The following is a 20,471-nucleotide window of genomic DNA, read 5'->3' on the forward strand; positions in this document are numbered from 1 at the left end:
CGAGGTCAACCTTGGGCGCGAGGCATTGTTGCGGCGGCGCCGGATTGGAGCGATCCTCGGGCATACCGTCCTCTCACCCGGCACTCCTCCGCCGATGGCATCGCTCCCTCCGCCTCTGGACGACAGGCATCCACGCGTGCTCTTAGTCGAGGACGACGTCGAGATCGGCCGGCTGGTGAGCGGCTACCTGGCCGGCCATGGCTTCGCGGTGGAGGCGGCGGCGAGCGGCGGCGAGTTGCGCCGCGCCCTGGAGACACGGGCGCCGGACTTGGTGCTGCTCGACCTCGGCCTGCCGGACGAGGACGGCCTGGGCCTGCTGCAGTACCTGCGCCAACGCTGGCAGGGCCCGGTGCTGGTGGTCAGCGGGCGCGGCGAGGCGGTCGAGCGCGTGGTGGGGCTGGAGCTGGGCGCCGACGACTACGTCACCAAGCCGTTCGACCTGCGCGAGCTGCTGGCCCGAATCCGCTCCGCGCTGCGCCGCAGCAACGGCCCCGCCCCGCCGGCACCGACCCGGCTGCGTTTCGCCGGTCTTGAGCTCGACCCCGGCGCGCGGCGCCTCGGCAGCGAAGACGGCGAGGAAATCCCGCTCACCAGCGGGGAGTTCGAGCTGCTGTGGGCGCTCGCCGGGCGCCCCAATCAGGTACTGAGCCGCGACGCGCTGATGAACCACTTGCACGGCCGCGAGGCCGGCCCCTACGATCGCGCCATCGATGTCGCGATCGCGCGGCTGCGCCGCAAGATCGAACGGAATCCATCCGCGCCGGCGCTGATTCGATCGGTACGCGGCGTGGGTTACCTGTTCGCCGCCGAGGTGCGGCGTAGCTGAACGCGCTGCCTGCCGGGAGCCTGTTCGAGGCGCTGCCGGATGCACTGGTCGTGGTGGACGGCCACGGCCGCGTCGTCCAGGCCAACGCCAACGCGGCCGAACTGTTTGGCTTCCCCGCGGCCGCGATGATCGGGCTGGAGGTGGAGATGCTGCTGCCGGGGACCCTCGGGGCGCGGCATCGCGAGCACCGCGCACGCTACATGGCCGACCCGCACGTGCGGCCGATGGGAGCCACCGGCCAGAGCCTGGTCGGCCAGCGCGGCGACGGCAGCGTGTTCCCGGTCGAAATCGCGCTCAGCCCGGTCGAGACCCCAGACGGCCGTCGCTACCTGGCCTCCATCCGTGACGTCTCGGGGACCGCACGCGTGCGCCAGTCGCAGGTGCGGGCCCGCTACGATGCGCTGGCGGCCCGGATCGGCCAGCTGGCACTGCAGTCTCAGTCGGGATCGGCGTTGCTGGACGCGCTTCCGCGACTGCTGGTAGAGGCGCTCGGGGTCGATGCCGTGGCGATCCTGTTCCCCGCCGGCCAGGGCGAACGCACCTACGTGCGTGCGCATGCGCTGCGCGACGGCGGCGAGGTGCCGCCCCCGAACGGACAGCCGTTGGCCGATACCGCAGTGGTGATCGGCGACTGCGGCGCAGGCGGGGAGTCCCCGGGTGCGCTCCCGCTGGCCATGCCGACGTCGGGGAGCCTGGCACTGATGCCGCTGCGGGGACGCCAGGGGGTGAGCGGTGCACTGCTGGCGCTGGACACGGCGCCGCACCGTTTCGACCACGATGCCCTGCACCTGCTGCAGCTGGCCGCGGATCTGCTGGCGGCGTTCCTACACCAGCGCCACGCCGAGGAGCAGTTGGCGCATGCCCAGCGGCTCGACGCGATCGGCCAGCTCACCGGTGGCATCGCCCACGATTTCAACAATCTGCTCACGGTGATGTCGGGCTGCCTGCAGCTCCTGGAGAGCGAACCGGACGCTGAGCAGGGCCGCGAGCTGATCGCCACTGCCCTGCGCTCGGTGGGCCGCGGAGCCGAACTGACCGGCAAGCTGCTCGCCTTCGCCCGGCGTCAGCGACTGCTGCCCCAGGCGGTGGACGTCGGCGCGCTGCTCGGCGATGTCGTGCTGATGCTCGGGCGCACCCTGGGCGAGAAAGTTCGGCTGCACTGCCGCTGCCAGCCCTCGCTACCGGCGGCCTACGCCGACCCGGCCCGGCTGGAGACCGCCCTGGTCAACTTGGCCCTCAACGCCCGCGACGCGATGGCACGCGGCGGCGCGATCAACGTCTCGGCCGAGATGGCGCTGGTCGACGCCTCCCTGGCCGGGCCGACGCTGCCGGTGGGCTATTACGTGCGTATCGAGGTCGAGGACGACGGCCACGGGATGGCACCGGAGACGCTGGCGCGGGCGATGGAGCCGTTCTTCACCACCAAGGGACGCGACCGCGGCAACGGCCTCGGCCTCAGCATGGTCTACGGCTTCGCGCGACAGAGCGGTGGCGACCTGCGCATCGAGAGCGCGCTCGGCCTGGGCACACGAGTGCGGCTTTACCTGCCGGTCGCCCGCGACGCGGCACCCCCGCTGTCGTCGGGCGGGACCGACACCCGCCACGGCCGCGGCGAGCGGGTGCTGGTGGTCGAGGACGACGAGGCCGTGCGGGCAATCGCGGTGGCGTTCCTGCGAGCCGAAGGCTACCTGGTCGAGGCGGTGGCCGACGGCGCCGGAGCGCTGCGCAGGCTGCGCGAAGAGCCGGGCGTCGCGCTGCTGCTGAGCGACGTGACCCTCGGCACCGGCATCGACGGCCCTATGCTCGCGCGCACCGCCCAGGCCGAACACCCGGGACTGGCGGTGCTGCTGGTTTCCGGTAACGAGGAGCGTGCGGGCCGCCTCGGCGCCGGCTTCGAGCTGCTGCGCAAGCCGTTCCGCCGGGAGCAGCTCGCGGTGGCGGTACGCCGCCGGCTGGACGCCGCCGGCGCGGGCGTCGCCCGCCGCGCAACCGATTGAGGTCGGCAAGCTCCGCCGCCCCGGCACCATCGGAAGGCCGAGCGGCATCGGCTGCGGGTGGCCTATCTGGGCCCGGACGACTCGACGTTCGGCCCCGCTCCGAACATTGTCGACAGGGCTACCCCGCCCGTCAGTGACAGGCGGCCCGAGCCTCCAGGACGGCCCGCAGCGCGTCGACATCGTCGATGTCGATGCGCCTGCCGTCCACGGCGATCAGGCCCTGCGCCTGCAGCCGCGACAGCGCACGGGTCACCGTTTCCAGCTTCAGCGCCAGGAAGTTCCCCAGCTCCGCGCGGGTCATGCGCAGGGTCAGCTGGCGCGCGCTGTAGCCCATACTCGCCAGCCGCGCCGCGAGATCCAGCAGGAAGGTGGCCACCCGCTGCTCGGCGCCCAGCGTGCCCAGCGCCAGCATCCAGTTCCAGTCGCGGCGGATCTCGCCGGACAACATGGCGGTCACGGCGTCGCACAACTGCGGGCCCGCACTTCGCAGCAGCGCGCACGGCAGCTCCCACACCTCGCCCACGTCCAGCGCGACCGCGTCGCAGGCATGGACCGGCATGCCCATCGCGTCCAGCCCCAGCAGGTCCCCGCACATGCGGAACCCGGTGATCTTCTCGCGCCCGTCGGCACTGACCAGACTGGTCTTGAAGCAGCCGGCATGGACGAAGTACAGCGCCTGACGCGGCTGCCCGGCCCGGAACACATACTGCCTGGCGTGCACCCGGCGGCGCTGCAGCGGCAGGCGCGCCAGCATCACGCCGAGGCCATCGTTGGTCGCCGGATCGCAATCCGCCGACACGGCCAGCGCAGTGGGAGGCATAACCGGCGGGGGGAACGAGGGGGATGCGGCCTGCAACATCGCTGGGTCTCCTCACGGGGAACGGACATGAGCCTAACGATGGCCGACCGCCGGCCGACCAGCGCGCGGTAACGGTCTGTAACGGTTTGTAACAGCGACATCCGACGATGCGGCGATTTGATGCAGGTCAACGTCCCCTTCCGGGACGGTGCAATGATCGGCGCGGCGCATGGTCGACATGCGTATCCCGGAGCGCATCGATGCCCATGTCCCTGTCCACCCCGCCCCTGCCCCCTCCGCCCTCGCTCGGTCCGGACTACCCGCGCTGGTCGGAGACGCTTCGCGACCGCAGCCACGTCCTGATCCGCCCCGTCACGCCCCAGGATCGCCCCGCCCAGCGTGCATTCGTCGAGGCGCTCTCCTCGCAGGCGCAGCGGCTGCGCTTCCTCGGAGAACTCGGCCATCCGATCGAGCGGGCGCTGGAGCGTCTGGTTCACGTCGACTACGACCACGAGGTGGCGTTCGTTGCCGTGGTCGCCGAGGACTCGCAGCAGAAGATCGTCGGCGCCAGCCGCTACAGCACCGATGCCCAGGGCCTGCGCTGCGAGTGTTCGGTGGTGGTGGCCGAGGACTGGCGCGGCAAGGGACTGGGCACGCTGATGATGCGCCACCTGATCGAGATCGCGCGCGCCCGCGGCATCCGCAGCATGTACTCGATCGACGATGCCGCGGACCGGACCATGGCCGAACTCGCGGTGCACCTGGGCTTCCGCAGCCGCACCGACCCTGACGACTCGCACCAGGTGATCCACGAGCTGGAGCTGTAGGCGCCGCACGTCTCGCGCCCGCGGGGCCGCGAGACACGCGACTGGATCAGTGCGAAAACAGCACCGGCACCGGTGCCGAGATCAGCAGTTCGCGGGTCACCCCGCCCATCACCCACTCGCGCGTGCGCGAGTGGCCGTAGCCACCGGCCACGATCAGCTGCGCGGGCATCTGCCGGGCGTGCTCGAGGAGCACCGAGCTCACCGTGCGCCCGCCGGACGGCAGCTCCACCGCATTGGCGTCGATGTCGTAGCGTGCCAGGTGATGGGCGACATCGGCGCCCGACTGGAGGCCGCCGTCGCGGGCTTCGTCCGCGTCCACGACCACCACGTCGACCCGTTCGGCCTGCGCCAGCAGCGGCATGGCGTCGTGCATCGCCCGCGCCGCCTCGCGCCGCGGGCGCCAGGCCAGCAGCACGCGCCTGGCCGGCATGCGGGTGGCGCAGCCCGGCGGCACCACCAGCACCGGGCGGCCCGACTGGAGCAGCAATTCGCCGAAATACCGGTGCGCCGGCACGCCCTCGACGGTGTCGCCGTGCGGTCCGGCCAGCACCACCAGGCCGTAGTGATGCGCGACTTGCGAAGCGGAACGTTCGGGCCCCAGGAACAGCGACTCGACCAATCGCACCTCGTGCCGGACCCCGGCCCGCTCCAACTGGGCCCCGTAGCGGGCTACGTTGAGTTCGCCCTGCGCGCGCAGGCGCTCATACAGTTGCCCGATCGCCAGATCGGGCACCGCGCCGAACGGCCCGACCGGAGGCGTCGGCAGGTGCACCATCTCCAGGACCGTCAGGTGGGCTCCGAGATCGCGCGCGAAATCGACGGCGAAGGCGATCGCGTCGCGGTCCCCGGGGGATCCGGTGATGGGAAGGACGATGTCCCTGTACATGGCTGCGGCCCCTTTTTCGTGATCTCGGGAGCATTGGGCCACGTTCGGCGCCCCCCCGGATTGATCTCGGTCAACGGACGATCATGCTGCGGCGTACACCATGGAACGACATCGACCCTTCCGGTAGGAGCACCATGCCCGACCCGAGCTCGCAGTCCGTCCCCTTCCCCGGACACCGCCGGGAGCCGCAGCGCGCGTGCCGCCGCTGGGCGCTACGCTGCTTCGGCGCGCTGCTGTTGACAGCGCTCGCAGCGCCTGGCGGCGCACAGGCTCCGGCCGCCGACGACACGACCTGGGAGCCGGCATTGGCGCCGGAGGGCCCCGTGCTGGTGGTGATCGGCCTGTCCGAGCAGCGCGCCTGGGTGTACCGCAACGGCGTGCGCATCGCGACGACGCCGGTCAGTACCGGTCGCAGCGGCCACGAAACCCCGACCGGGGTGTTCTCGATCCTGGAAAAGCGGCGCGAGCACTACTCCAACCTCTACGACGATGCGCCGATGCCGTACATGCAGCGGCTGACCTGGGACGGCATCGCCCTGCATGCCGGCACCCTGCCCGGCTACCCCGCCTCGCACGGCTGCATCCGCCTGCCGCTTCAGTTCTCCGAGCGGCTGTTCTCGATCACCGCGCGGGGCACCGTGGTGGTGGTGGCCGACAGCGCCCAGCCGCCAAGCCTGGCCGGTCCGGGGCTGGCGCAGTCGCCCGATGCCGCCGCGGAGGCGGGCGCCGCAAGCGACTCCGCCGGAAGACCGGCCTGGCATCCTGAACGTGCTCCCCAGGGGCCGCTCAGCATCATCGTCAGCACCCACGACGGCATGCTGGTGGTGCTGCGCAACGGCGTCGAGATCGGCCGCGCGCCGGTGTCGATGCCCGCTCCGCACGAAGCCGGCAGCCGGGCCTACCAACTGCTGGCCGGGGCCGGGCCGGGGCCGAGCGCGCTGTTGCCGGATCGGCCGGCGCTGCGCTGGCTGCAGGTGCCGGTAGCCGGCACGCCGGCGGCGCCGGTCCCGGTGGAGCCGTCAGCGGAGGCGCGTCTGGGGGTCGATCCCGGTTTCGCGCGGCAGGTCTACGACGCCCTCGCGCCCGGCGCGACCGTGCTGGTCACCGCAGAGCCGCTGGCGGCGGTACGCGCCGACGTCACCGTGCTGCTGAACGAATCGCCGGCGGCGCAGTCGACGCCGGACCCGGCGCGCCCCTAGACTCCCCCCATGTATCGCCCACTCCTCCTACTCCTGGCGCTTGCGGCCGCACCGGGCGCCGCCGCCGCGCCCGACAACGCGCCGCGGCGGGGCCTCCAAGGAAGCGGTACCGCGCTCCTCGGCGTCCTGCGGGCGGCGGCTCCTGATGCCGATCCGCACGTGCTGGAGCTGGCGCTGCGGGCGCGCTCCTGCGCGGTGCGCAGCGGCGCGGCCACGGCCGATGCGCGGCTGGCCCTGATCGACTATTCGCGCCCCTCGACCGAGCCGCGGCTGTGGGTCTTCGACCTGGCGCAGCCGCGCCTGCTGTACGTCGAGCACGTCGCCCACGGCCGCAACAGCGGCGACAACCTCCCCAGCGCGTTCTCCAACCGCGAGGGCAGCTACCAGTCGAGCATCGGCCTGTTCACGACCTCGGAGACCTACCACGGCGGCAACGGCTACTCGCTGCGCATGGACGGGCTGGAGCCGGGGGTGAACGACGCCGCGCGCGCGCGCGCCATCGTCATGCACGGCGCGCCGTACGTGAATCCGGAGCAGGCACGCAAGCAGGGCCGGCTGGGCCGCAGCCTCGGCTGCCCGGCGCTGCGCCCGGTGGCCGCGCGGCAGGTGATCGACACCCTCAAGGGCGGTCACCTGCTGTTCGCCTACTATCCCGACCAGGCGTGGCTGCAGCGCTCGCGTTTCCTGGCCTGCGAAGCCGGCCCGGCCGCCGAGCCGCGCGCAGGCTGAGACCGGCAACGGCCGCACTCTTCCGTAGGAGCGGCCCATCGCCGCGAAAGCCGCGGGATCGTCGGCCCGGACCGGCCGTGACCCCGGGCATGCCGGTCGTTTCAGCGCGGCGGCACTTCGGCGTGGCGGCGTTTCCGGGTATTACCAGCCGCATCGGTCTTCGCGCGCATGGCACGGTCCTACGAGGGCGGGTTCCTCCGGCGATGAGCCGTGGGAGCGGCCCATGAGGAGAAGGTCCGACGCGGGGGCACTACCTCAGCGGTGGTCGGAGCGCTCGCGCCGCGCGACTCCGAGGGCGACGGCGGCAACGGCCAACAGCGCGGCGACCGCCACCAGCTGCCAGCGGTAGCGCCGCGCCGCGTCCACCGCATGCCTGCCCGCGATTCGGCCGTGGACCTGCATGGCGTCGCCGGCGTCGGCAAGGCGGAACTGCAGCGCCGTGCGCTGCCGGCGCAACTGCCGCATCAACCGACGTGCCCGCAGGCCGCCTTCGTCGGCGGCGGCGTCGATCATCCGATCCACTCGCAGCAGCAGCGCGCGGGCATCGTGTCGGAGAGTCTCTTCGGGGTGGGTGGACATAGCAGCATTCCTGGGCGGCGTGGATTGAAGGGCGGAGGGCAGAGGTTGGCCCGGTTCTGGTCCAGGCGGCCGGCATGCCCGGCGACGCGGCGATGGCGCCGCCGGCTCTCTTGCGGCCGGCCGCATGATCCTGGATCACATGCGTAACAGCATGCCCGATTCAACGGCAAGGCCCGGTGAACCGGCCGCGTATCCGGGGCAGGCATGCCCCTTGCCCGTGGGCGCGCCGCCACTCGATCCGACAGTGTCATGACGGCAAATGCCCACGTCCTGTTCGGCCTGATCCGACTGCCGTCGCGCGCGTCAGTCCACAGCGATCCGGGTGGCGGCGCCGTTGGCCTTCTTCGGCAGGGTCAACCGAAGAATGCCGTCCTCGTACTGCGCCGTGCAGCCCTCCACGTCTATCTCCTGCGGGAGGGTGAAGGAACGGGTCGAACGGCCGGCGTAACGCTCGGTGTGGACCTGGCGATGGTCCTCGCGGATTTCCTCGCCGCGCACCTCGGCCTGGATCGACACCTGGCTGCCTTCGACCGAGATCTCGATGTCCTCCTTCTTCGCTCCGGGAACTTCGACGGAGACCTGGTAGGCCTTGTCGGCCTCCTGCACGTCCATGCGCATGTCCACGGCAGCGTTCTCGAACTCGCGCAGCAGCGGGCGCAGCGACATGCCGCGGAAAAGATCGTCGAGGCCTCCGGGCGCCGGGTCGAACCGGGACAGGGTGCGGAAGGGATTCCAGCGGGTCAGCGTACTCATGGCGATGCTCCTGTTGCGTCTCGGGGGAAGCGGCCCGCCGGAGCCGGCCGCGAAAATGCGCATCTAGCCCTGGCGCGCGCGATATTGACCAGGATCGAGCCTCCGGGCGGCGGAGCGGCCCGGTTCCGCCCTGCCTGCAGCCAGGGCGACGGCGACGTCGGCATCCTCGACCTGGTCGACGTCCTCGTAGTAAAGGCCCAACGCGCCGCACGGCCACGGCGCCGCCAGGCACACGACCTCGTCGGCCAGGCGCCGCACCTGCTGCAGGCTCTCGTGGGCCGCCACCGGCACCGCGCAGACAAGCCGCGCCGGCGCTGCCGCGCGCACCAGGCGCAGCGCTGCGGCCATGATCGAACCGTTGGTCAGCCCGTCGTCGATCACGATCACCGTGCGACCGGCGAGGGGGATGCGGGCACGCCCGCCGCGCCAGGCCAGCCGCCGCTCGCCGATCAGCCGCAGCTGGCGCGCCGCCTCCAACTGCACGTAGGCGTGGCCGGTGCCGCTCCAGCGCGCGGCGACTTCATCCAGCAACACCCGGCCGTTCTCGTCCACGGAGCCGATCGCAAACTCCGAGTTGTCCGGCGCGCGGAGCTTGCGCACGAGGACGACGTCGAGTTCGCCCTCCAGCGCAGCCGCGACGATGCGCCCGATCGCCACCCCGCCACGCGGGATCCCCAGTACCAGCGGCCGGGCACCGCGATAGCGCGAAAGCGCCGCAGCGAGCCGACAGGCGGCGTCTTCGCGGTCGTGGAACGGCAGCGCGACGGTCATGACGACTCCAGGGCAGGGGGACGCATCCGAGGCTGCCCGATGCCGCCGGGACGGGGTTTGACCTGGATCAATAAACCGTGCACCGCAGCGGCCGCGCGGTCGGCTTCGGGACCGCTGCGGCGGCATAATGGATCGCAGAGCCATCGGATGGGGACAACATGGGCGAGACACGAAACGCAACTCACGGCCCGGCTGCGAAGCGGCCACCACTACACGCCGCTGTTTGGTGGACACCTTGAGCGTCGCGGACGCGGCCGCGCCGGCCCACTTCCGGCTCACCTTCCTGGGCGCCAACGCCACCGTGACGGGTTCGCGCTACCTGGTCGAGACCGGCGATGCGCGAATCCTGGTGGACTGCGGCCTGTTCCAGGGCTACAAGCCGCTGCGGCTGCGCAACTGGGCGCCGTTCCCGGTCGACCCGGCGTCGATCGACGCGGTGCTGCTGACGCACGCGCACCTGGATCATTCCGGCTACCTGCCGCGGCTGGTCTACGCCGGCTTCCGCGGGCCGGTCTGGTGCACCGAGGCCACCCGCGCGCTGTGCGGCATCCTGCTGCCGGACTCGGGCCGGCTGCTGGAGGAAGAAGCCGGCTACGCCAATCGCCGCGGCTCGTCCAAACACCATCCGGCGATGCCGCTCTACACCGAGGAGGACGCCAACCGCAGCCTCCGCCAGCTGCGGGCGATGCCGGCCGACCACGCGTTCGAAGCGGTTCCCGGCGTGCAGGCCATGTTCCGCGGCCAGGGCCACATCCTAGGCGCCTCGGCGGTCACCCTGGCGCACGCGGAGACGCGGGTCACCTTCAGCGGCGACATCGGCCGCAGCGACGACGCGGTGATGGCGGCGCCGCAGCCGCCGGCCGAGAGCGACTGGATCGTCTGCGAATCGACCTATGGCGACCGCCTGCACCCCGACGAGACCCTGCGGGAGGAACTGCTTGCACTGCTGCGGCGGGTGCTGGCGCGGCAGGGCGTGGTGGTGATCCCGGCCTTCGCCGTGGGCCGGGCGCAGCTGCTGTTGCACACCATCGCCCAGCTGATCGCGGATGGCGACATCCCCGAGGTGCCCCTCTACCTCAACAGCCCGATGGCCTCGAAGGTCACCGCGCTCTACCACCAGTTCTCCGACCAGCACCGGCTGGACGACGCCGCCCTGGACACCATGCAGCGGCTGACCCGGATCGTGTCCTCGGTCGAGGAGTCCAAGGCGCTCAACCGCCGCAAGGGGCCGATGGTGATCGTCTCGGCGGCGGGCATGGTCACCGGCGGCCGGGTCCTGCACCATCTGCTCGCCTTCGCCGGGGATCCGCGCAACGCGATCGCCCTGTGCGGTTACCAGGCCGGTGGCACCCGCGGCGCGGCCCTGGCCGCGGGCGCGGAGACGGTGCGCATCTACGGCCGCGACGTCGAGGTCAAGGCGGAGGTGGCGCAGCTCGCGGCTGGCTCCGCTCATGCCGATGCCGCCGAGCTGGTGACCTGGCTGCGCGCCGCGCCGCGGCCGCCACGCGCGGTGTTCCTGACCCATGGCGAACCCGACGCGGCCGACGCCCTGCGCAAGCGCATCGAGCGCGAGCTCGGCTGGGATGCACGGGTGCCGGAGTACCGCGACAGCGTGGATCTGCTGGACACGTCGCCGCCGGAGTAGCGGCAGCGACCCGCCGGGACCGCGCGCCGACGCATCCGGCTCCCGGTGAGCGCCGGGGCGGGGCTCACGCCCCGGCTTCGAAGCTCCTGTCGCCGAGCAGCACGTTGCCATGCGCATCGCGCACGGTCACCCCGACGTCGATGCCCTCGCGCACGCTCTGGGTGACGATGCAGAACTGCTCGAACTGCTCGAGGATGCGCTCCAGGTGTTCATGCGCTTCCTCGCCCTCGGCCAGCCGGATCTCGACCTCGGCCTGCGGGATGCGCCAGCGCCCTTCCGCGTTGCGCACCGGCGCGGCGGTGATCTCGGCGCGCACCGCGCCCGGTTGGTTCTTGTATTTGCGCAGGGCGAACACCAGGCTCGCCGACAGGCAGTTGGCGATCGCCGCCAGCAGCAGCCGCGCCGGGTTGGGTCCGCGGCCCTCGCCCAGCGGCGGCGGCTCGTCGCCGAGCAGCGGCTCGAGCGCGTCGCCCTCGAAGCGGATCCGGAAGGCGTAGCCGTCCTCCTGTTCCAGGATCACCTTGATCGGCTGGTCTTCGCTCATGCGCGTGCTCCTTCGACGGGGGGTGGGGTGCCGGCGCGGCGCGCCTGCGCCGCCAGCAGTACGTAATACAGCAGCGGGATCACCACCAGCGTGAGCACCGTGCTCACCAGGATGCCGAAGATCAGCGACACCGCAAGCCCGTTGAAGATCGGGTCGTCGAGGATGAACATCGCGCCCAGCATCGCCGCCACCGCGGTCAGCGCGATCGGCCTGGCGCGCACCGCACAGGCGTCGACCACGGCGTCCGCCAGGGCGCGGCCGCGGGCGAGCTCGTGGTTGATGAAGTCGACCAGCAGGATCGAGTTGCGCACGATGATGCCGGCCAGCGCGATCATGCCGATCATGCTGGTGGCGGTGAACTGGGCGCCGAGCAGCGCATGACCCGGCATCACCCCGATCACCGTGAGCGGGATCGGCGCCATGATCACCAGCGGCACCAGGTAGCTGCGGAACTGCGCCACCACCAGCAGGTAGATCAGCACCATGCCGGCGGCGTAGGCGATGCCCATGTCGCGGAAGGTCTCGTAGGTGATCTGCCACTCGCCGTCCCACTTCACCGCGAATCCGCTGCTGGTGTCCGCGGGCTGGGCGATGAAGGTCTGCTCCAGCCACTCACCGCCCACCGGCTCGCGGCGCAGCTGCCCGACCAGGTCGAACATGCCGTACAGCGGACTGTCCAGCGCCCCGGCCTCGTCGCCGGTCACGTAGACCACCGGCAGCAGGTCCTTGTGGTGGATGGCGCCGTCCCAGCTTTCGCGCTCGACCCGGATCAGCTCCGACAGCGGCACCAGCTGGCCGGCGCCGCCGCGGACCCGCAGCGCCAGCAGCCCGGCCGTGCTGGCCTGGTCCGACGCGGACAGGCGCAGGCGCACCGCGCGCGGATACTTGGACGCGCCGTCGTGGATCCACGCGGCGTCGTGGCCGGACACCGCCAGCGCGAGCGCCTCGGCGATCGCCGCCTGCGGCACCCCCAGCCGCGCGGCGCGCACCCGGTCGACCACCAGGGTCTCGCGCGGCGCGTCGGCCTCCACGCTGGTGTCGACGTCGACGATGCCGGCGGTGTCTCGAAAACGCCGCTCCAGCGCCAGCGCCAGCGCGCGGCTGCGCGTGTAATCCGGGCCGTACACCTCGGCCACCAGCGGCGCCAGCACCGGTGGGCCGGGCGGCACCTCGACCACCTTGACCGAGGCACCGTGGCGCTCGCCGATCTCCGCCAGCCGCGGCCGCAGCGCGCGCGCCACGGCGTGGCTCTGGCGCTCGCGGTCGTGCTTGTCGACCAGGTTCACCTGCAGGTCGCCGACGTTGCTGCCGCTGCGCAGGAAGTACTGCCGGACCAGGCCGTTGAAGTTCATCGGCGCCGAGGTGCCGGCATAACCCTGGTAGTCGAGCACCTCCGGCACTTCGTCCACCGCCGCGGCCAGCTCGGCGAGCAGGGCGTTGGTGTCCTCCAGGGTGCGGCCCTCCGGCAAGTCCACCACCACCTGCAGCTCGGACTTGTTGTCGAACGGCAGCATCTTCAGCACCACCAGCTGGAACACCGCCAGCGAGGCGGCCAGGCCGACCAGCGCCACCATGCCGCCGAACAGCAGCAGACGCCGGCGCGGCGCGCGGCCGCCGTGCAGGAACGGCCGCAGCAGCCGCGCGAATAGACGGTGCAGCCAGTCCTGGCGCGCTTCGCCGTCGGCGTGCCCGCCCGCCGCCGGGGCGTGCCGCGCCAGCAGCTTCAGCGACAGCCACGGGGTCACCATCAGCGCGATCGCCAGCGACAGCAGCATGCCCACCGAGGCGTTGATCGGGATCGGCCGCATGTACGGTCCCATCAGCCCGGTCACGAACGCCATCGGCATCAGCGCCGCGATCACGGTGAAGGTGGCGAGGATGGTGGGGCCGCCGACCTCGGCCACCGCCGGCGGGATCGCCTCGCGCAGGGTCCTGCCGCCGCGCGCCATGTGGCGATGGATGTTCTCGACCACCACGATGGCATCGTCGACCAGGATGCCGATCGAGAAGATCAGCGCGAACAGCGAGACCCGATTGAGGGTGAAGCCGAGCATCTTCGAGGCGAACAGGGTCAGCGCCAGGGTCAGCACCACCGCGGCGCCGACGACGATCGCTTCGCGCCAGCCCAGCGCGAACAGGACCAGCAGCACCACCGAGCCGGTGGCGAGCGCGAGCTTCTGGATCAGCTTCTGCGCCTTGTCGGTGGCGGTGAGGCCGTAGTCGCGGGTGATCGTCACCTCCACCCCTTCCGGAATCAAGGTGCCCTCGAGCGCGGCGATGCGACGCGCCACCGCGCCGGTGATGTCGGCGGCGTTGCTGCCCGGCTGCTTGGCGATGGCGATGGTCACCGCCGGCGCCACCCCGGCGGCCGGCCCGGGGCGGCCCGGGGGAGCGCCGTGCCAGGCGTAGCGCACGGGGAGGTCGCCGCCTTCCCCGACCATGGCCACGTCGGACAGGCGCAGCGGGCGGCCGCCATCGACGCCGATCACCAGCTCGGCCACCTCGTCGCGCGAGGCCAGGAAGCGCCCGGCGGTGACCGGCACCGCGCCCTCGGGGCCGACGCGCTCGCCGGCCTGGTGCACGGCGTTGGCGGCCTGCAGCGCCTGCACCAGGTCGGCCGCGACCAGCCCGTAGGATGCCAGCCGCGCCGGATCCAGGGTCACCGAGACCACCCGGTCCGGCGCGCCGATGGTGTAGATGTCGCGGGTGCCGCGGATGCGCTTGAGCTCGGTCTCCAGCGCGTGCGCGACCTCGGCCAGCTCGGCCGCGCCGCGATCCGGATCGTCGGTCCACAGCGTCAGCGCCATCACCGGCACGTCGTCGATCCCCTTGGGCTTGATTAGCGGCTGGCCCACGCCGACCCCTTCGGGCATCCAGTCCTGGTTGGAGAACACCTGGTTGTACAGGCGTACGATCGCGGGCTGGCGCTCGACGCCGACGGTGTACTCGACGGTCAGCACCGCCATGCCCGGGCGGCTGATCGAGTACACGTGTTTGACGCCCTCGATCTCGGCGAGCTTCTGCTCCAGCGGCGTGCTGACCAGCTGCTCGACGTCGCGCGCGCTGGCGCCGGCGAACGGCACGAACACGTTCGCCATGGTCACGTCGATCTGCGGCTCCTCCTCGCGCGGAGTCGTGAGCACCGCCAGCAGCCCCAGCAGCAGCCCGGCCAGCGCCAGCACCGGCGTAAGCGGGTTGTCCTGGAAGGTGGCAGCGAGCCAGCCCGACAGCCCCAGGCGGCTCCCCCGCGCGGCGTCGCCGTGGCTGCTCATGCGTCCGCCGCCGCCCGCCGCTGCGCGGCCAGCGCCTGCGCCGCGGCCACCGGATCGACGGCGATGGTCTCGCCGGCGCGCAGGCCGGCGACGATCTCCACCCGCTCGCCCAGGCGTCGGCCGACCCGCACCTGGCGCAGCATTGCGCGGCCCTCGTGCAGTACGTAGACCGCGCTCACCTCGCCGCGCTGCACCAGCGCTGCCGCTGGCACCTGCACCGGGACCGCCGCGCCGGGCGCGGCGACGCCGGGGAACACGATCTTCGCGGTGGTGCCCGGTACCGGCGGATCGTCCAGCGCGGGCAGCGCGATCCGCACCGTGGTGCTGTGGCTGGCCGGGTCGGCGGACGGGTACACCGTGACCGCCTCGGCCTCGACCGTGCGGCCGTCGTCCAGCACCACGCGTGCCGCGCCCGCGGCCCGGAGCGCCGCGGCCTCGGACTGCGGCACCTGGACCTCGATGCGCAGCGCGCCGGGCGCGTGCACGGTCATCAGCGGCTGCCCGGGCGCCACGGTCTCGCCGGGCTCGACCTCGCGGCGGCTGACGATGCCGGCGAACGGTGCGCGCACCACGGTGTAGCCGGTCTGCTGGGCGGCCTGGGCCAGTTGCGCACGCGCGGCGTCGCGCGCGGCCAGCGCCGAGTCGCGCACCGCCCGCGCCTGGTCGACCTGCGCCTTCGACACGTACTGGCTCGGCGCGAGCGCGGCGTAGCGGCGGTGGTTCTGCTCGGCCTCGGCGGCGGCGGCCTCGGCGGCGCGCAGCTGCGCGCGCGCGGTATCGGCGCCGGCCTGCTGCTCGATCGCGGTGATCCGCAGCAGCACCTGGTCGCGCGCCACCCGGTCGTCGATGTCGACCGCGACCTCGCTGACCCGGCCCGATGTCTGCGCGGACAGGCTGGCCTGCTGCACCGCTTCGACCACGCCGTCCCAGGCGCGGCCGCCGCCCGCATCGGCGGCGGCGACCACGTGGGCCTGCAGCTCCGGCAGCGGCGGCAGCGAATCGCGCTGCGGATCGGCGCCGCAGCCGGCCAGCAGCCCGAAGGCCACGGCGACGATCGCGGCGGTACGCATCCTGGTCATGTCCTGGCGGCTCCGGCTCAGTGGAACGCGCTGCCGGCGGTCATGCCCAGCCTGCGGAACAGCATCGCCACCGGGCAGAACCCGGTGAAGCTGGCCTGCAGCAGGTTGAGGCCGACGAAGCCGGTGAGCAGCAGCCACAGCGGCGAGACCAGCCAGGCGAGCACGGCGCTGGCGAGGATCACCAGCCCGGCGAAGGCCATCACGGCGCGATCGATGTTCATGGGTTTGCTCCTGTGCGGGAAGAAGGGGAAATCGTCGGAAGGTCAGCCCGGCTTGCGCCGGGTCTCCTTCAGCCGCTCGATGCCGAGCGCGCCGAGGATGTATTTCTCGTAGATCGGCTCCGAGGTGCCGTGGCGCATCTTGTAGAGGAAGTACTTCTCGAAGCCGACCTTGGCCGCGTGCACCCAGCGGCCGATGCGGGTCCAGGTGACGTTGCGCGGCGGGATCTGCGGCAGCGCCACGAAGGCCGCGCCGGTGTCTCCCATGTCGGCCAGGCACACCGCGTTCCAGGTGCCCTCGTAGTCGGCGGCCTCGCCCTTCATCTCGGCGGCGATATTGCGCACGATGGTGGTCACCATCGACTCGATCATGAAGCCGGTCTTCGGCGCGCCGGTGGGCACCGGCGTGGCCTCGACCGGCGGGATCGCCACGCATACGCCGGCGGCGAAGATGTTGGGGTACGCCGGGCTGCGCTGGTGCTTGTCGACGATCACGAAGCCGCGCGGGTTGCATAGCCCCTCCACCGCGGCCACCGCGTCGACGCCGCGGAACGCCGGCAGCACCATCGCGTACTTGAACGCCAGTTCGTGCTGCTGGCCGGGCTGACCGGCCTGGTCATGTTCGACCACCGTCATCGCGCCTGGCTCGACCGCGGAGATCTTCGCGTTGACGATCCAGCGGATGTGGCGCTGGCGCATTTCCGATTCCATCAGCCCCTTGGAGTCGCCCACGCCGCCCAGGCCCATGTGGCCGACGTAGGGCTCGCTGCTGACGAAGGTGATCGGCACCCGGTCGCGCAGCTTGCGCTTGCGCAGGTCGGCATCGAGGATCATCGCGAACTCGTAGGCGGGGCCGAAGCAGCTGGCGCCCTGCGCCGCACCGACCACCACCGGGCCCGGATCGTCCAGGAACGCCTGGTAGGCCTGCCAGGCCTGCTCGGCGTGCGGGGTGGTGCACACCGAATGGGTATGGCCCCCCTGATCCGGGCCGAGGCCGGGCACTTCGTCGAAGGCCAGTTTCGGGCCGGTACAGATCAGCAGGTAGTCGTAGACGAGGCGCTCGCCGGCGGCGGTGACCACGGCGTTGTCCGCCGGCGCGATGCTGGCGACCGGCTCGGGCAGGAAGCGGATGTCGCGCCGGGCCAGGCATTCGCCGGCCGGCAGGGTGATGTCGCCGGGCTTGCGCCAGCCCACGGCCAGCCAGGGATTGGACGGCGTGAAGCTGAAGCGGTCGCCCAGCCCGACCACGGTGATGGCGTGGTCCTTGCCCAGGGTCTCGCGCAGTTCGTAGGCGGCGCTCATGCCGCCCAGTCCGGCTCCGACGACGACGATGTTGGCCATGGCGTGTGCTCCTGTGGTTGCCGCCCATGCTCGGGCCGCGGGGCGGACCGGGTGTTGATCCCGGTCAACCCGGGGGGTGTCGGCCGCTTGCGCAAGAGTTTAGATAGCTCTAATATTAGCGTCAACTAATATTTTGGAGACCCGCCATGACCCTGTCCGCCAGCGACCTGGTCCAGGAAGCCCGCAGCCGGATCCGCGAGATCGCCCCGCAGCAGGCCGCCGCCGCGGAGGGCTGCGTGCTGGTCGACGTGCGCGAGCCGGCGGAATTCCAGACCGGGCACCTGCCGGGCGCGATCAACATTCCGCGCGGGGTGCTCGAGTTCGAGGTGGAAGCGCACCCGGCGGTCGCCAACGTCGCCGACCCGGCGCTGGCGCGGAAGGACCGCCCCCTGCTGGTCTACTGCCGCACCGGCGGCCGCGCCGCCCTGGCCGCCGATGCGCTGCAGCGCATGGGCTTCAGCGACGTGCGCTCGATCGCCGGCGGGATCGTCGCGTGGACCGAGGCCGGGCTGCCGGTCCACAATCGCTGACCGCCATGCCCCGCCGCCCCGCCACCGCCGCCCCTACCGCACTTCCCGCCCCGGGCATCGACGCCGCGGCGATGCGTAGCCATGCCGGCGAGGCAGCGCAGCTGTTGCGCGCGCTGGCCAACGACAGCAGGCTGCTGGTGCTCTGCATGCTGGCCGAGGGCGAGCGCTCGGTGGGCGAGCTCAACGAAGGCCTGGAACTCAGCCAGTCGGCGCTGTCCCAGCACCTGGCGGTGCTGCGCCGCGACGGTCTGGTCACCACCCGCCGCAGCGGCCAGGCGGTGCTGTATTCCCTGGCCGACGGCCCGGCACGGCGGGTGGTGGCGACGCTGCACGAGATCTACTGCGGAAAGCGCAGCTAGTGCCGTGAATCGGAGCGCGCCCGGCGCCGGCGCGCAGCCGGGTCGGATCAGCTCATGGCGGGTAGCAGAACGTGCACCGCCAGGCCGCCGAGGCGGTCGGACCGGTCGAGGCGTATGCTCCCCCCGTGCGAGGCCGTCGCTTCCCGGGCGATCGCCAGGCCCAGCCCGCTACCGTCGTGGCCGCTCTCCAGCCGGCGGTAGAAGCGGTCGAACACCCGCTCCCGGTCCTCCTCGGGAATCCCGGGACCGCTGTCCTCGACCGACAGCATCGCGTGGGCGCCGGCCCTGGACGTGCTCACTTCGATCGAGCCGCCCGCCGGCGTGTAGCGCACCGCATTCTCGACCAGATTCCTCACAAGCAATCCCAACGTGAACTCGTCTCCCCTGACCTGAGCGCCTTCCAGGGTTATGGCCAGCACTTGTCCCTTCCGGTCCGCCAGCAGCCGCAGCTCCTCCACTTCCGCCCTGACCAGGGCATCCAGGTCCAGCCTGGTGCGCTCCTCCATGCCGCCGGGATTCTCGGCGCGGCTCAGCGAGAGCAGCTGCGCGGCGAGCCGCTCCACGCGCTCGATGCTTTCGGCCAGCAGCCGTTCGGACTGGAGCCGCTCGCCGTCGCCATGCGCCTGGCGCGCGTTGTCCGCGTGCACCTTCAATGCGCTGATGGGCGTGCGCAGCTCGTGCGCCGCATCGGCCACGAACCGGCGTTCGCGCGCGAGCGCCGCATCCAGCCGCTGCAGCAGGCCGTTGATCGCCACGATCAGGCCCCGCGCCTCGCGGGGCACCTGGGCCGGGTCCAGCGGCACCAGGCGTTCGGGCTCGCGCTGTCCGATCTCGTGCGACATTCGCCGCAGCGAGCGCGTCGCCGCCGCCACGCTCCACCAGATGGCCAGGATCATCAGCGGCACCGACAGCAGCAGCGGCAGCAGCGTGCCCCCGGCGATATCCGCGGCCAGTTCCTCCCGTATGTCGGACAGTTCCGCCGACTGGAACCACCGCCCCTGCGGCGAGCGCAGCGTGAACACGCGCCAGTGCGCACCATCGACCGCGACATCGGCGTAGCCCGGCGCGCGGCCGGCCAATGGGGTCGTGGGGGCGCTGTCGGAACGCAGCAACAGGCGGCCGTCGGCGTCCCACACCTGGAAGGCGAGCTTGTTCTCGTAGGCGTGCCCATCATCGAAGGCCAGCGCCTCGCCCACGCCATGCGCCTCCCCGTGCCAGCCGCGCAGCACCAGCGGCTCCCCCGGGTAGGCGTTGAGTTCGCTCAACGGTTCGTCGACCAGGCTCACCAGCACCCGCGTGGACTGCACCAGGCGAGCGTCGAATATCTCGCCTGCCTCCTGCAGGCCGGCCTTGTAGCTGAACCAGCCGGCGACCGCGATCAGCAGCCCCAGCGGAACGAGCAGGAAACGCAGCAGGTTGCCGCGGATCGAGTTCAAGACACGCTCCCGGTCAGGTCGCCGAGCGCATAGCCGATCCCGCGCACCGTGCGGATCGCCGCCGGCTCCAGCTTGCGGCGCAACTGGTGCACGTGCACGTCAACCGCGTTGCTGGCGACGTCCTCGTTCCAGCCGTACAGATGCCTCTGGATCGTGTCCCGCGCCAGCGGACGGCCGCGCTGTTCCATCAGCACCCGCAACAACGCGAACTCGCGCCGGGTCAGGTCGAGGCTTCGGCCCTTCCAGGTCGCACCGAGGGTGGCCGGGTCCAGCTGCAGCGCTCCCGCCTCCAGCGTGGGCTGCGCACGCCCGGAACTGCGCCTGATCAGCGCGCGCACGCGCGCGAGCAGCTCGGCGGTATCGAACGGCTTTCCTAGATAGTCGTCCGCGCCGACGTCCAGCCCGGCAGTGCGATCGGCCGGTCGTTCGCGCGCACTGAGCACCAGGATCGGCACCTGGTTGCCGACGGCGCGGACCTGCCGGATCACCTCGATGCCGTCCATCCGCGGCAGTCCCAGGTCCAGCACCACCAGATCGAACTCGCCGTCGCGCATGGCCAGCACACCGCTGGTCCCGTCCTGCACCCAGTCGACCGCGAAGGCGCCGCGCCGTAGCGCGGTGCAGATCCCCTCCCCCAGCAGAAGGTCGTCTTCGACCAGCAGGATGCGCATCGCAGGAGTG

The 20,471-nt window shown here is 72.0% G+C and carries 20 protein-coding genes; 8 read left to right on the forward strand and 12 right to left on the reverse strand.

Annotated features, from left to right (window positions below):
* The first annotated feature begins 136 nt into the window (after positions 1–136).
* Both H0E84_RS15775 and H0E84_RS15780 read left to right on the forward strand, forming a co-directional pair.
* A complete protein-coding gene (locus tag H0E84_RS15775) occupies positions 137–826 on the forward strand; it encodes a response regulator (RefSeq protein WP_345776332.1) in 690 nt (229 codons plus the stop codon).
* 20 nt (positions 827–846) lie between these two features.
* Complete coding sequence (locus H0E84_RS15780) at positions 847–2,823, forward strand: ATP-binding protein (RefSeq protein ID WP_257644257.1); 1,977 nt, start codon at positions 847–849, stop codon at positions 2,821–2,823.
* A 130-nt stretch (positions 2,824–2,953) separates the two neighbouring features.
* On the opposite strand, the gene H0E84_RS15785 is transcribed toward H0E84_RS15780, so the two are convergent.
* Positions 2,954–3,622 (reverse strand): helix-turn-helix domain-containing protein, encoded by a 669-nt coding sequence (locus H0E84_RS15785; protein WP_180679601.1) that lies wholly within the window; start codon positions 3,620–3,622, stop codon positions 2,954–2,956.
* Between the two features lie 260 nt (positions 3,623–3,882).
* Here H0E84_RS15785 and H0E84_RS15790 point away from each other — a divergent pair, with 260 nt between their 5' ends.
* Positions 3,883–4,449 (forward strand): GNAT family N-acetyltransferase, encoded by a 567-nt coding sequence (locus H0E84_RS15790; RefSeq protein ID WP_257644249.1) that lies wholly within the window; start codon positions 3,883–3,885, stop codon positions 4,447–4,449.
* Positions 4,450–4,495: 46 nt separating this feature from the next.
* On the opposite strand, the gene H0E84_RS15795 is transcribed toward H0E84_RS15790, so the two are convergent.
* Positions 4,496–5,335, reverse strand: a complete 840-nt coding sequence (locus tag H0E84_RS15795; RefSeq protein ID WP_180679602.1) for a universal stress protein — start codon at positions 5,333–5,335, stop codon at positions 4,496–4,498.
* 134 nt (positions 5,336–5,469) lie between these two features.
* Between H0E84_RS15795 and H0E84_RS15800 the strand changes: the two genes are divergently transcribed.
* Entirely contained in the window at positions 5,470–6,534 is a 1,065-nt protein-coding gene (locus tag H0E84_RS15800; protein ID WP_180679603.1) for a L,D-transpeptidase family protein, read from the forward strand.
* Positions 6,535–6,543: 9 nt separating this feature from the next.
* Positions 6,544–7,263, forward strand: a complete 720-nt coding sequence (locus H0E84_RS15805; protein WP_180679604.1) for a murein L,D-transpeptidase catalytic domain family protein — start codon at positions 6,544–6,546, stop codon at positions 7,261–7,263.
* Between the two features lie 255 nt (positions 7,264–7,518).
* Here H0E84_RS15805 and H0E84_RS15810 read toward each other — a convergent pair whose 3' ends face one another.
* From H0E84_RS15810 to H0E84_RS15820, 3 genes are all read right to left on the reverse strand, one after another.
* Complete coding sequence (locus H0E84_RS15810) at positions 7,519–7,842, reverse strand: hypothetical protein (protein WP_180679605.1); 324 nt, start codon at positions 7,840–7,842, stop codon at positions 7,519–7,521.
* A 303-nt stretch (positions 7,843–8,145) separates the two neighbouring features.
* The gene (locus H0E84_RS15815; protein ID WP_180679606.1) at positions 8,146–8,595 is read right to left on the reverse strand and encodes an Hsp20/alpha crystallin family protein; all 450 of its coding nucleotides are present in this window, start codon (positions 8,593–8,595) and stop codon (positions 8,146–8,148) included.
* Positions 8,596–8,658: 63 nt separating this feature from the next.
* Positions 8,659–9,366: a phosphoribosyltransferase gene (locus tag H0E84_RS15820; RefSeq protein WP_219339779.1), complete on the reverse strand. Its 708-nt coding sequence runs from the start codon at positions 9,364–9,366 to the stop codon at positions 8,659–8,661.
* Between the two features lie 235 nt (positions 9,367–9,601).
* Here H0E84_RS15820 and H0E84_RS15825 point away from each other — a divergent pair, with 235 nt between their 5' ends.
* Positions 9,602–11,011, forward strand: coding sequence for an MBL fold metallo-hydrolase RNA specificity domain-containing protein (locus H0E84_RS15825; protein ID WP_257644250.1), 1,410 nt, complete (start codon positions 9,602–9,604; stop codon positions 11,009–11,011).
* Positions 11,012–11,075: 64 nt separating this feature from the next.
* Here H0E84_RS15825 and H0E84_RS15830 read toward each other — a convergent pair whose 3' ends face one another.
* The 5 genes from H0E84_RS15830 to H0E84_RS15850 are packed head-to-tail and all read right to left on the reverse strand — an operon-like array spanning position 11,076 to position 17,465.
* Entirely contained in the window at positions 11,076–11,555 is a 480-nt protein-coding gene (locus H0E84_RS15830) for an OsmC family protein (protein ID WP_180679608.1), read from the reverse strand.
* Entirely contained in the window at positions 11,552–14,827 is a 3,276-nt protein-coding gene (locus H0E84_RS15835; protein ID WP_180679609.1) for an efflux RND transporter permease subunit, read from the reverse strand. The genes H0E84_RS15830 and H0E84_RS15835 overlap by 4 nt, the downstream gene beginning before the upstream one ends.
* The gene (locus H0E84_RS15840; protein ID WP_180679610.1) at positions 14,824–15,906 is read right to left on the reverse strand and encodes an efflux RND transporter periplasmic adaptor subunit; all 1,083 of its coding nucleotides are present in this window, start codon (positions 15,904–15,906) and stop codon (positions 14,824–14,826) included. Before H0E84_RS15840 ends, H0E84_RS15835 begins: the two co-directional genes overlap by 4 nt.
* A 17-nt stretch (positions 15,907–15,923) precedes the next feature.
* Positions 15,924–16,127 (reverse strand): YgaP family membrane protein, encoded by a 204-nt coding sequence (locus H0E84_RS15845; RefSeq protein ID WP_180679611.1) that lies wholly within the window; start codon positions 16,125–16,127, stop codon positions 15,924–15,926.
* Between the two features lie 42 nt (positions 16,128–16,169).
* Positions 16,170–17,465, reverse strand: a complete 1,296-nt coding sequence (locus H0E84_RS15850) for an NAD(P)/FAD-dependent oxidoreductase (protein WP_180679612.1) — start codon at positions 17,463–17,465, stop codon at positions 16,170–16,172.
* A gap of 146 nt (positions 17,466–17,611) precedes the next feature.
* Between H0E84_RS15850 and H0E84_RS15855 the strand changes: the two genes are divergently transcribed.
* Together H0E84_RS15855 and H0E84_RS15860 are read left to right on the forward strand one after the other, a co-directional pair.
* Complete coding sequence (locus tag H0E84_RS15855; protein ID WP_180679613.1) at positions 17,612–17,995, forward strand: rhodanese-like domain-containing protein; 384 nt, start codon at positions 17,612–17,614, stop codon at positions 17,993–17,995.
* Positions 17,996–18,000: 5 nt separating this feature from the next.
* The gene (locus H0E84_RS15860; protein WP_180679614.1) at positions 18,001–18,354 is read left to right on the forward strand and encodes an ArsR/SmtB family transcription factor; all 354 of its coding nucleotides are present in this window, start codon (positions 18,001–18,003) and stop codon (positions 18,352–18,354) included.
* A 47-nt stretch (positions 18,355–18,401) separates the two neighbouring features.
* Here H0E84_RS15860 and H0E84_RS15865 read toward each other — a convergent pair whose 3' ends face one another.
* Together H0E84_RS15865 and H0E84_RS15870 are read right to left on the reverse strand one after the other, a co-directional pair.
* Positions 18,402–19,769 (reverse strand): ATP-binding protein, encoded by a 1,368-nt coding sequence (locus H0E84_RS15865; RefSeq protein ID WP_180679644.1) that lies wholly within the window; start codon positions 19,767–19,769, stop codon positions 18,402–18,404.
* Between the two features lie 17 nt (positions 19,770–19,786).
* The gene (locus H0E84_RS15870) at positions 19,787–20,461 is read right to left on the reverse strand and encodes a response regulator transcription factor (protein WP_180679615.1); all 675 of its coding nucleotides are present in this window, start codon (positions 20,459–20,461) and stop codon (positions 19,787–19,789) included.
* Positions 20,462–20,471 lie beyond the last annotated feature (10 nt).

Origin of the sequence: Luteimonas salinisoli (assembly GCF_013425525.1) — a bacterium.
In the GTDB taxonomy this organism is placed as follows: Bacteria; Pseudomonadota; Gammaproteobacteria; order Xanthomonadales; family Xanthomonadaceae; genus Luteimonas; species Luteimonas salinisoli.

What these genes read in the sequence shown, in the direction of transcription:
- H0E84_RS15840 (WP_180679610.1), bottom strand. Translation starts at nt 15,906, where the DNA reads ATGACCAGGATGCGTACCGCCGCGATCGTCGCCGTGGCCTTCGGGCTG.
- H0E84_RS15790 (WP_257644249.1), top strand. Translation starts at nt 3,883, where the DNA reads ATGCCCATGTCCCTGTCCACCCCGCCCCTGCCCCCTCCGCCCTCGCTC.
- H0E84_RS15815 (WP_180679606.1), bottom strand. Translation starts at nt 8,595, where the DNA reads ATGAGTACGCTGACCCGCTGGAATCCCTTCCGCACCCTGTCCCGGTTC.
- H0E84_RS15870 (WP_180679615.1), bottom strand. Translation starts at nt 20,461, where the DNA reads ATGCGCATCCTGCTGGTCGAAGACGACCTTCTGCTGGGGGAGGGGATC.
- H0E84_RS15845 (WP_180679611.1), bottom strand. Translation starts at nt 16,127, where the DNA reads ATGAACATCGATCGCGCCGTGATGGCCTTCGCCGGGCTGGTGATCCTC.
- H0E84_RS15850 (WP_180679612.1), bottom strand. Translation starts at nt 17,465, where the DNA reads ATGGCCAACATCGTCGTCGTCGGAGCCGGACTGGGCGGCATGAGCGCC.
- H0E84_RS15860 (WP_180679614.1), top strand. Translation starts at nt 18,001, where the DNA reads ATGCCCCGCCGCCCCGCCACCGCCGCCCCTACCGCACTTCCCGCCCCG.
- H0E84_RS15805 (WP_180679604.1), top strand. Translation starts at nt 6,544, where the DNA reads ATGTATCGCCCACTCCTCCTACTCCTGGCGCTTGCGGCCGCACCGGGC.
- H0E84_RS15830 (WP_180679608.1), bottom strand. Translation starts at nt 11,555, where the DNA reads ATGAGCGAAGACCAGCCGATCAAGGTGATCCTGGAACAGGAGGACGGC.
- H0E84_RS15800 (WP_180679603.1), top strand. Translation starts at nt 5,470, where the DNA reads ATGCCCGACCCGAGCTCGCAGTCCGTCCCCTTCCCCGGACACCGCCGG.
- H0E84_RS15795 (WP_180679602.1), bottom strand. Translation starts at nt 5,335, where the DNA reads ATGTACAGGGACATCGTCCTTCCCATCACCGGATCCCCCGGGGACCGC.
- H0E84_RS15855 (WP_180679613.1), top strand. Translation starts at nt 17,612, where the DNA reads ATGACCCTGTCCGCCAGCGACCTGGTCCAGGAAGCCCGCAGCCGGATC.
- H0E84_RS15820 (WP_219339779.1), bottom strand. Translation starts at nt 9,366, where the DNA reads ATGACCGTCGCGCTGCCGTTCCACGACCGCGAAGACGCCGCCTGTCGG.
- H0E84_RS15835 (WP_180679609.1), bottom strand. Translation starts at nt 14,827, where the DNA reads ATGAGCAGCCACGGCGACGCCGCGCGGGGGAGCCGCCTGGGGCTGTCG.
- H0E84_RS15810 (WP_180679605.1), bottom strand. Translation starts at nt 7,842, where the DNA reads ATGTCCACCCACCCCGAAGAGACTCTCCGACACGATGCCCGCGCGCTG.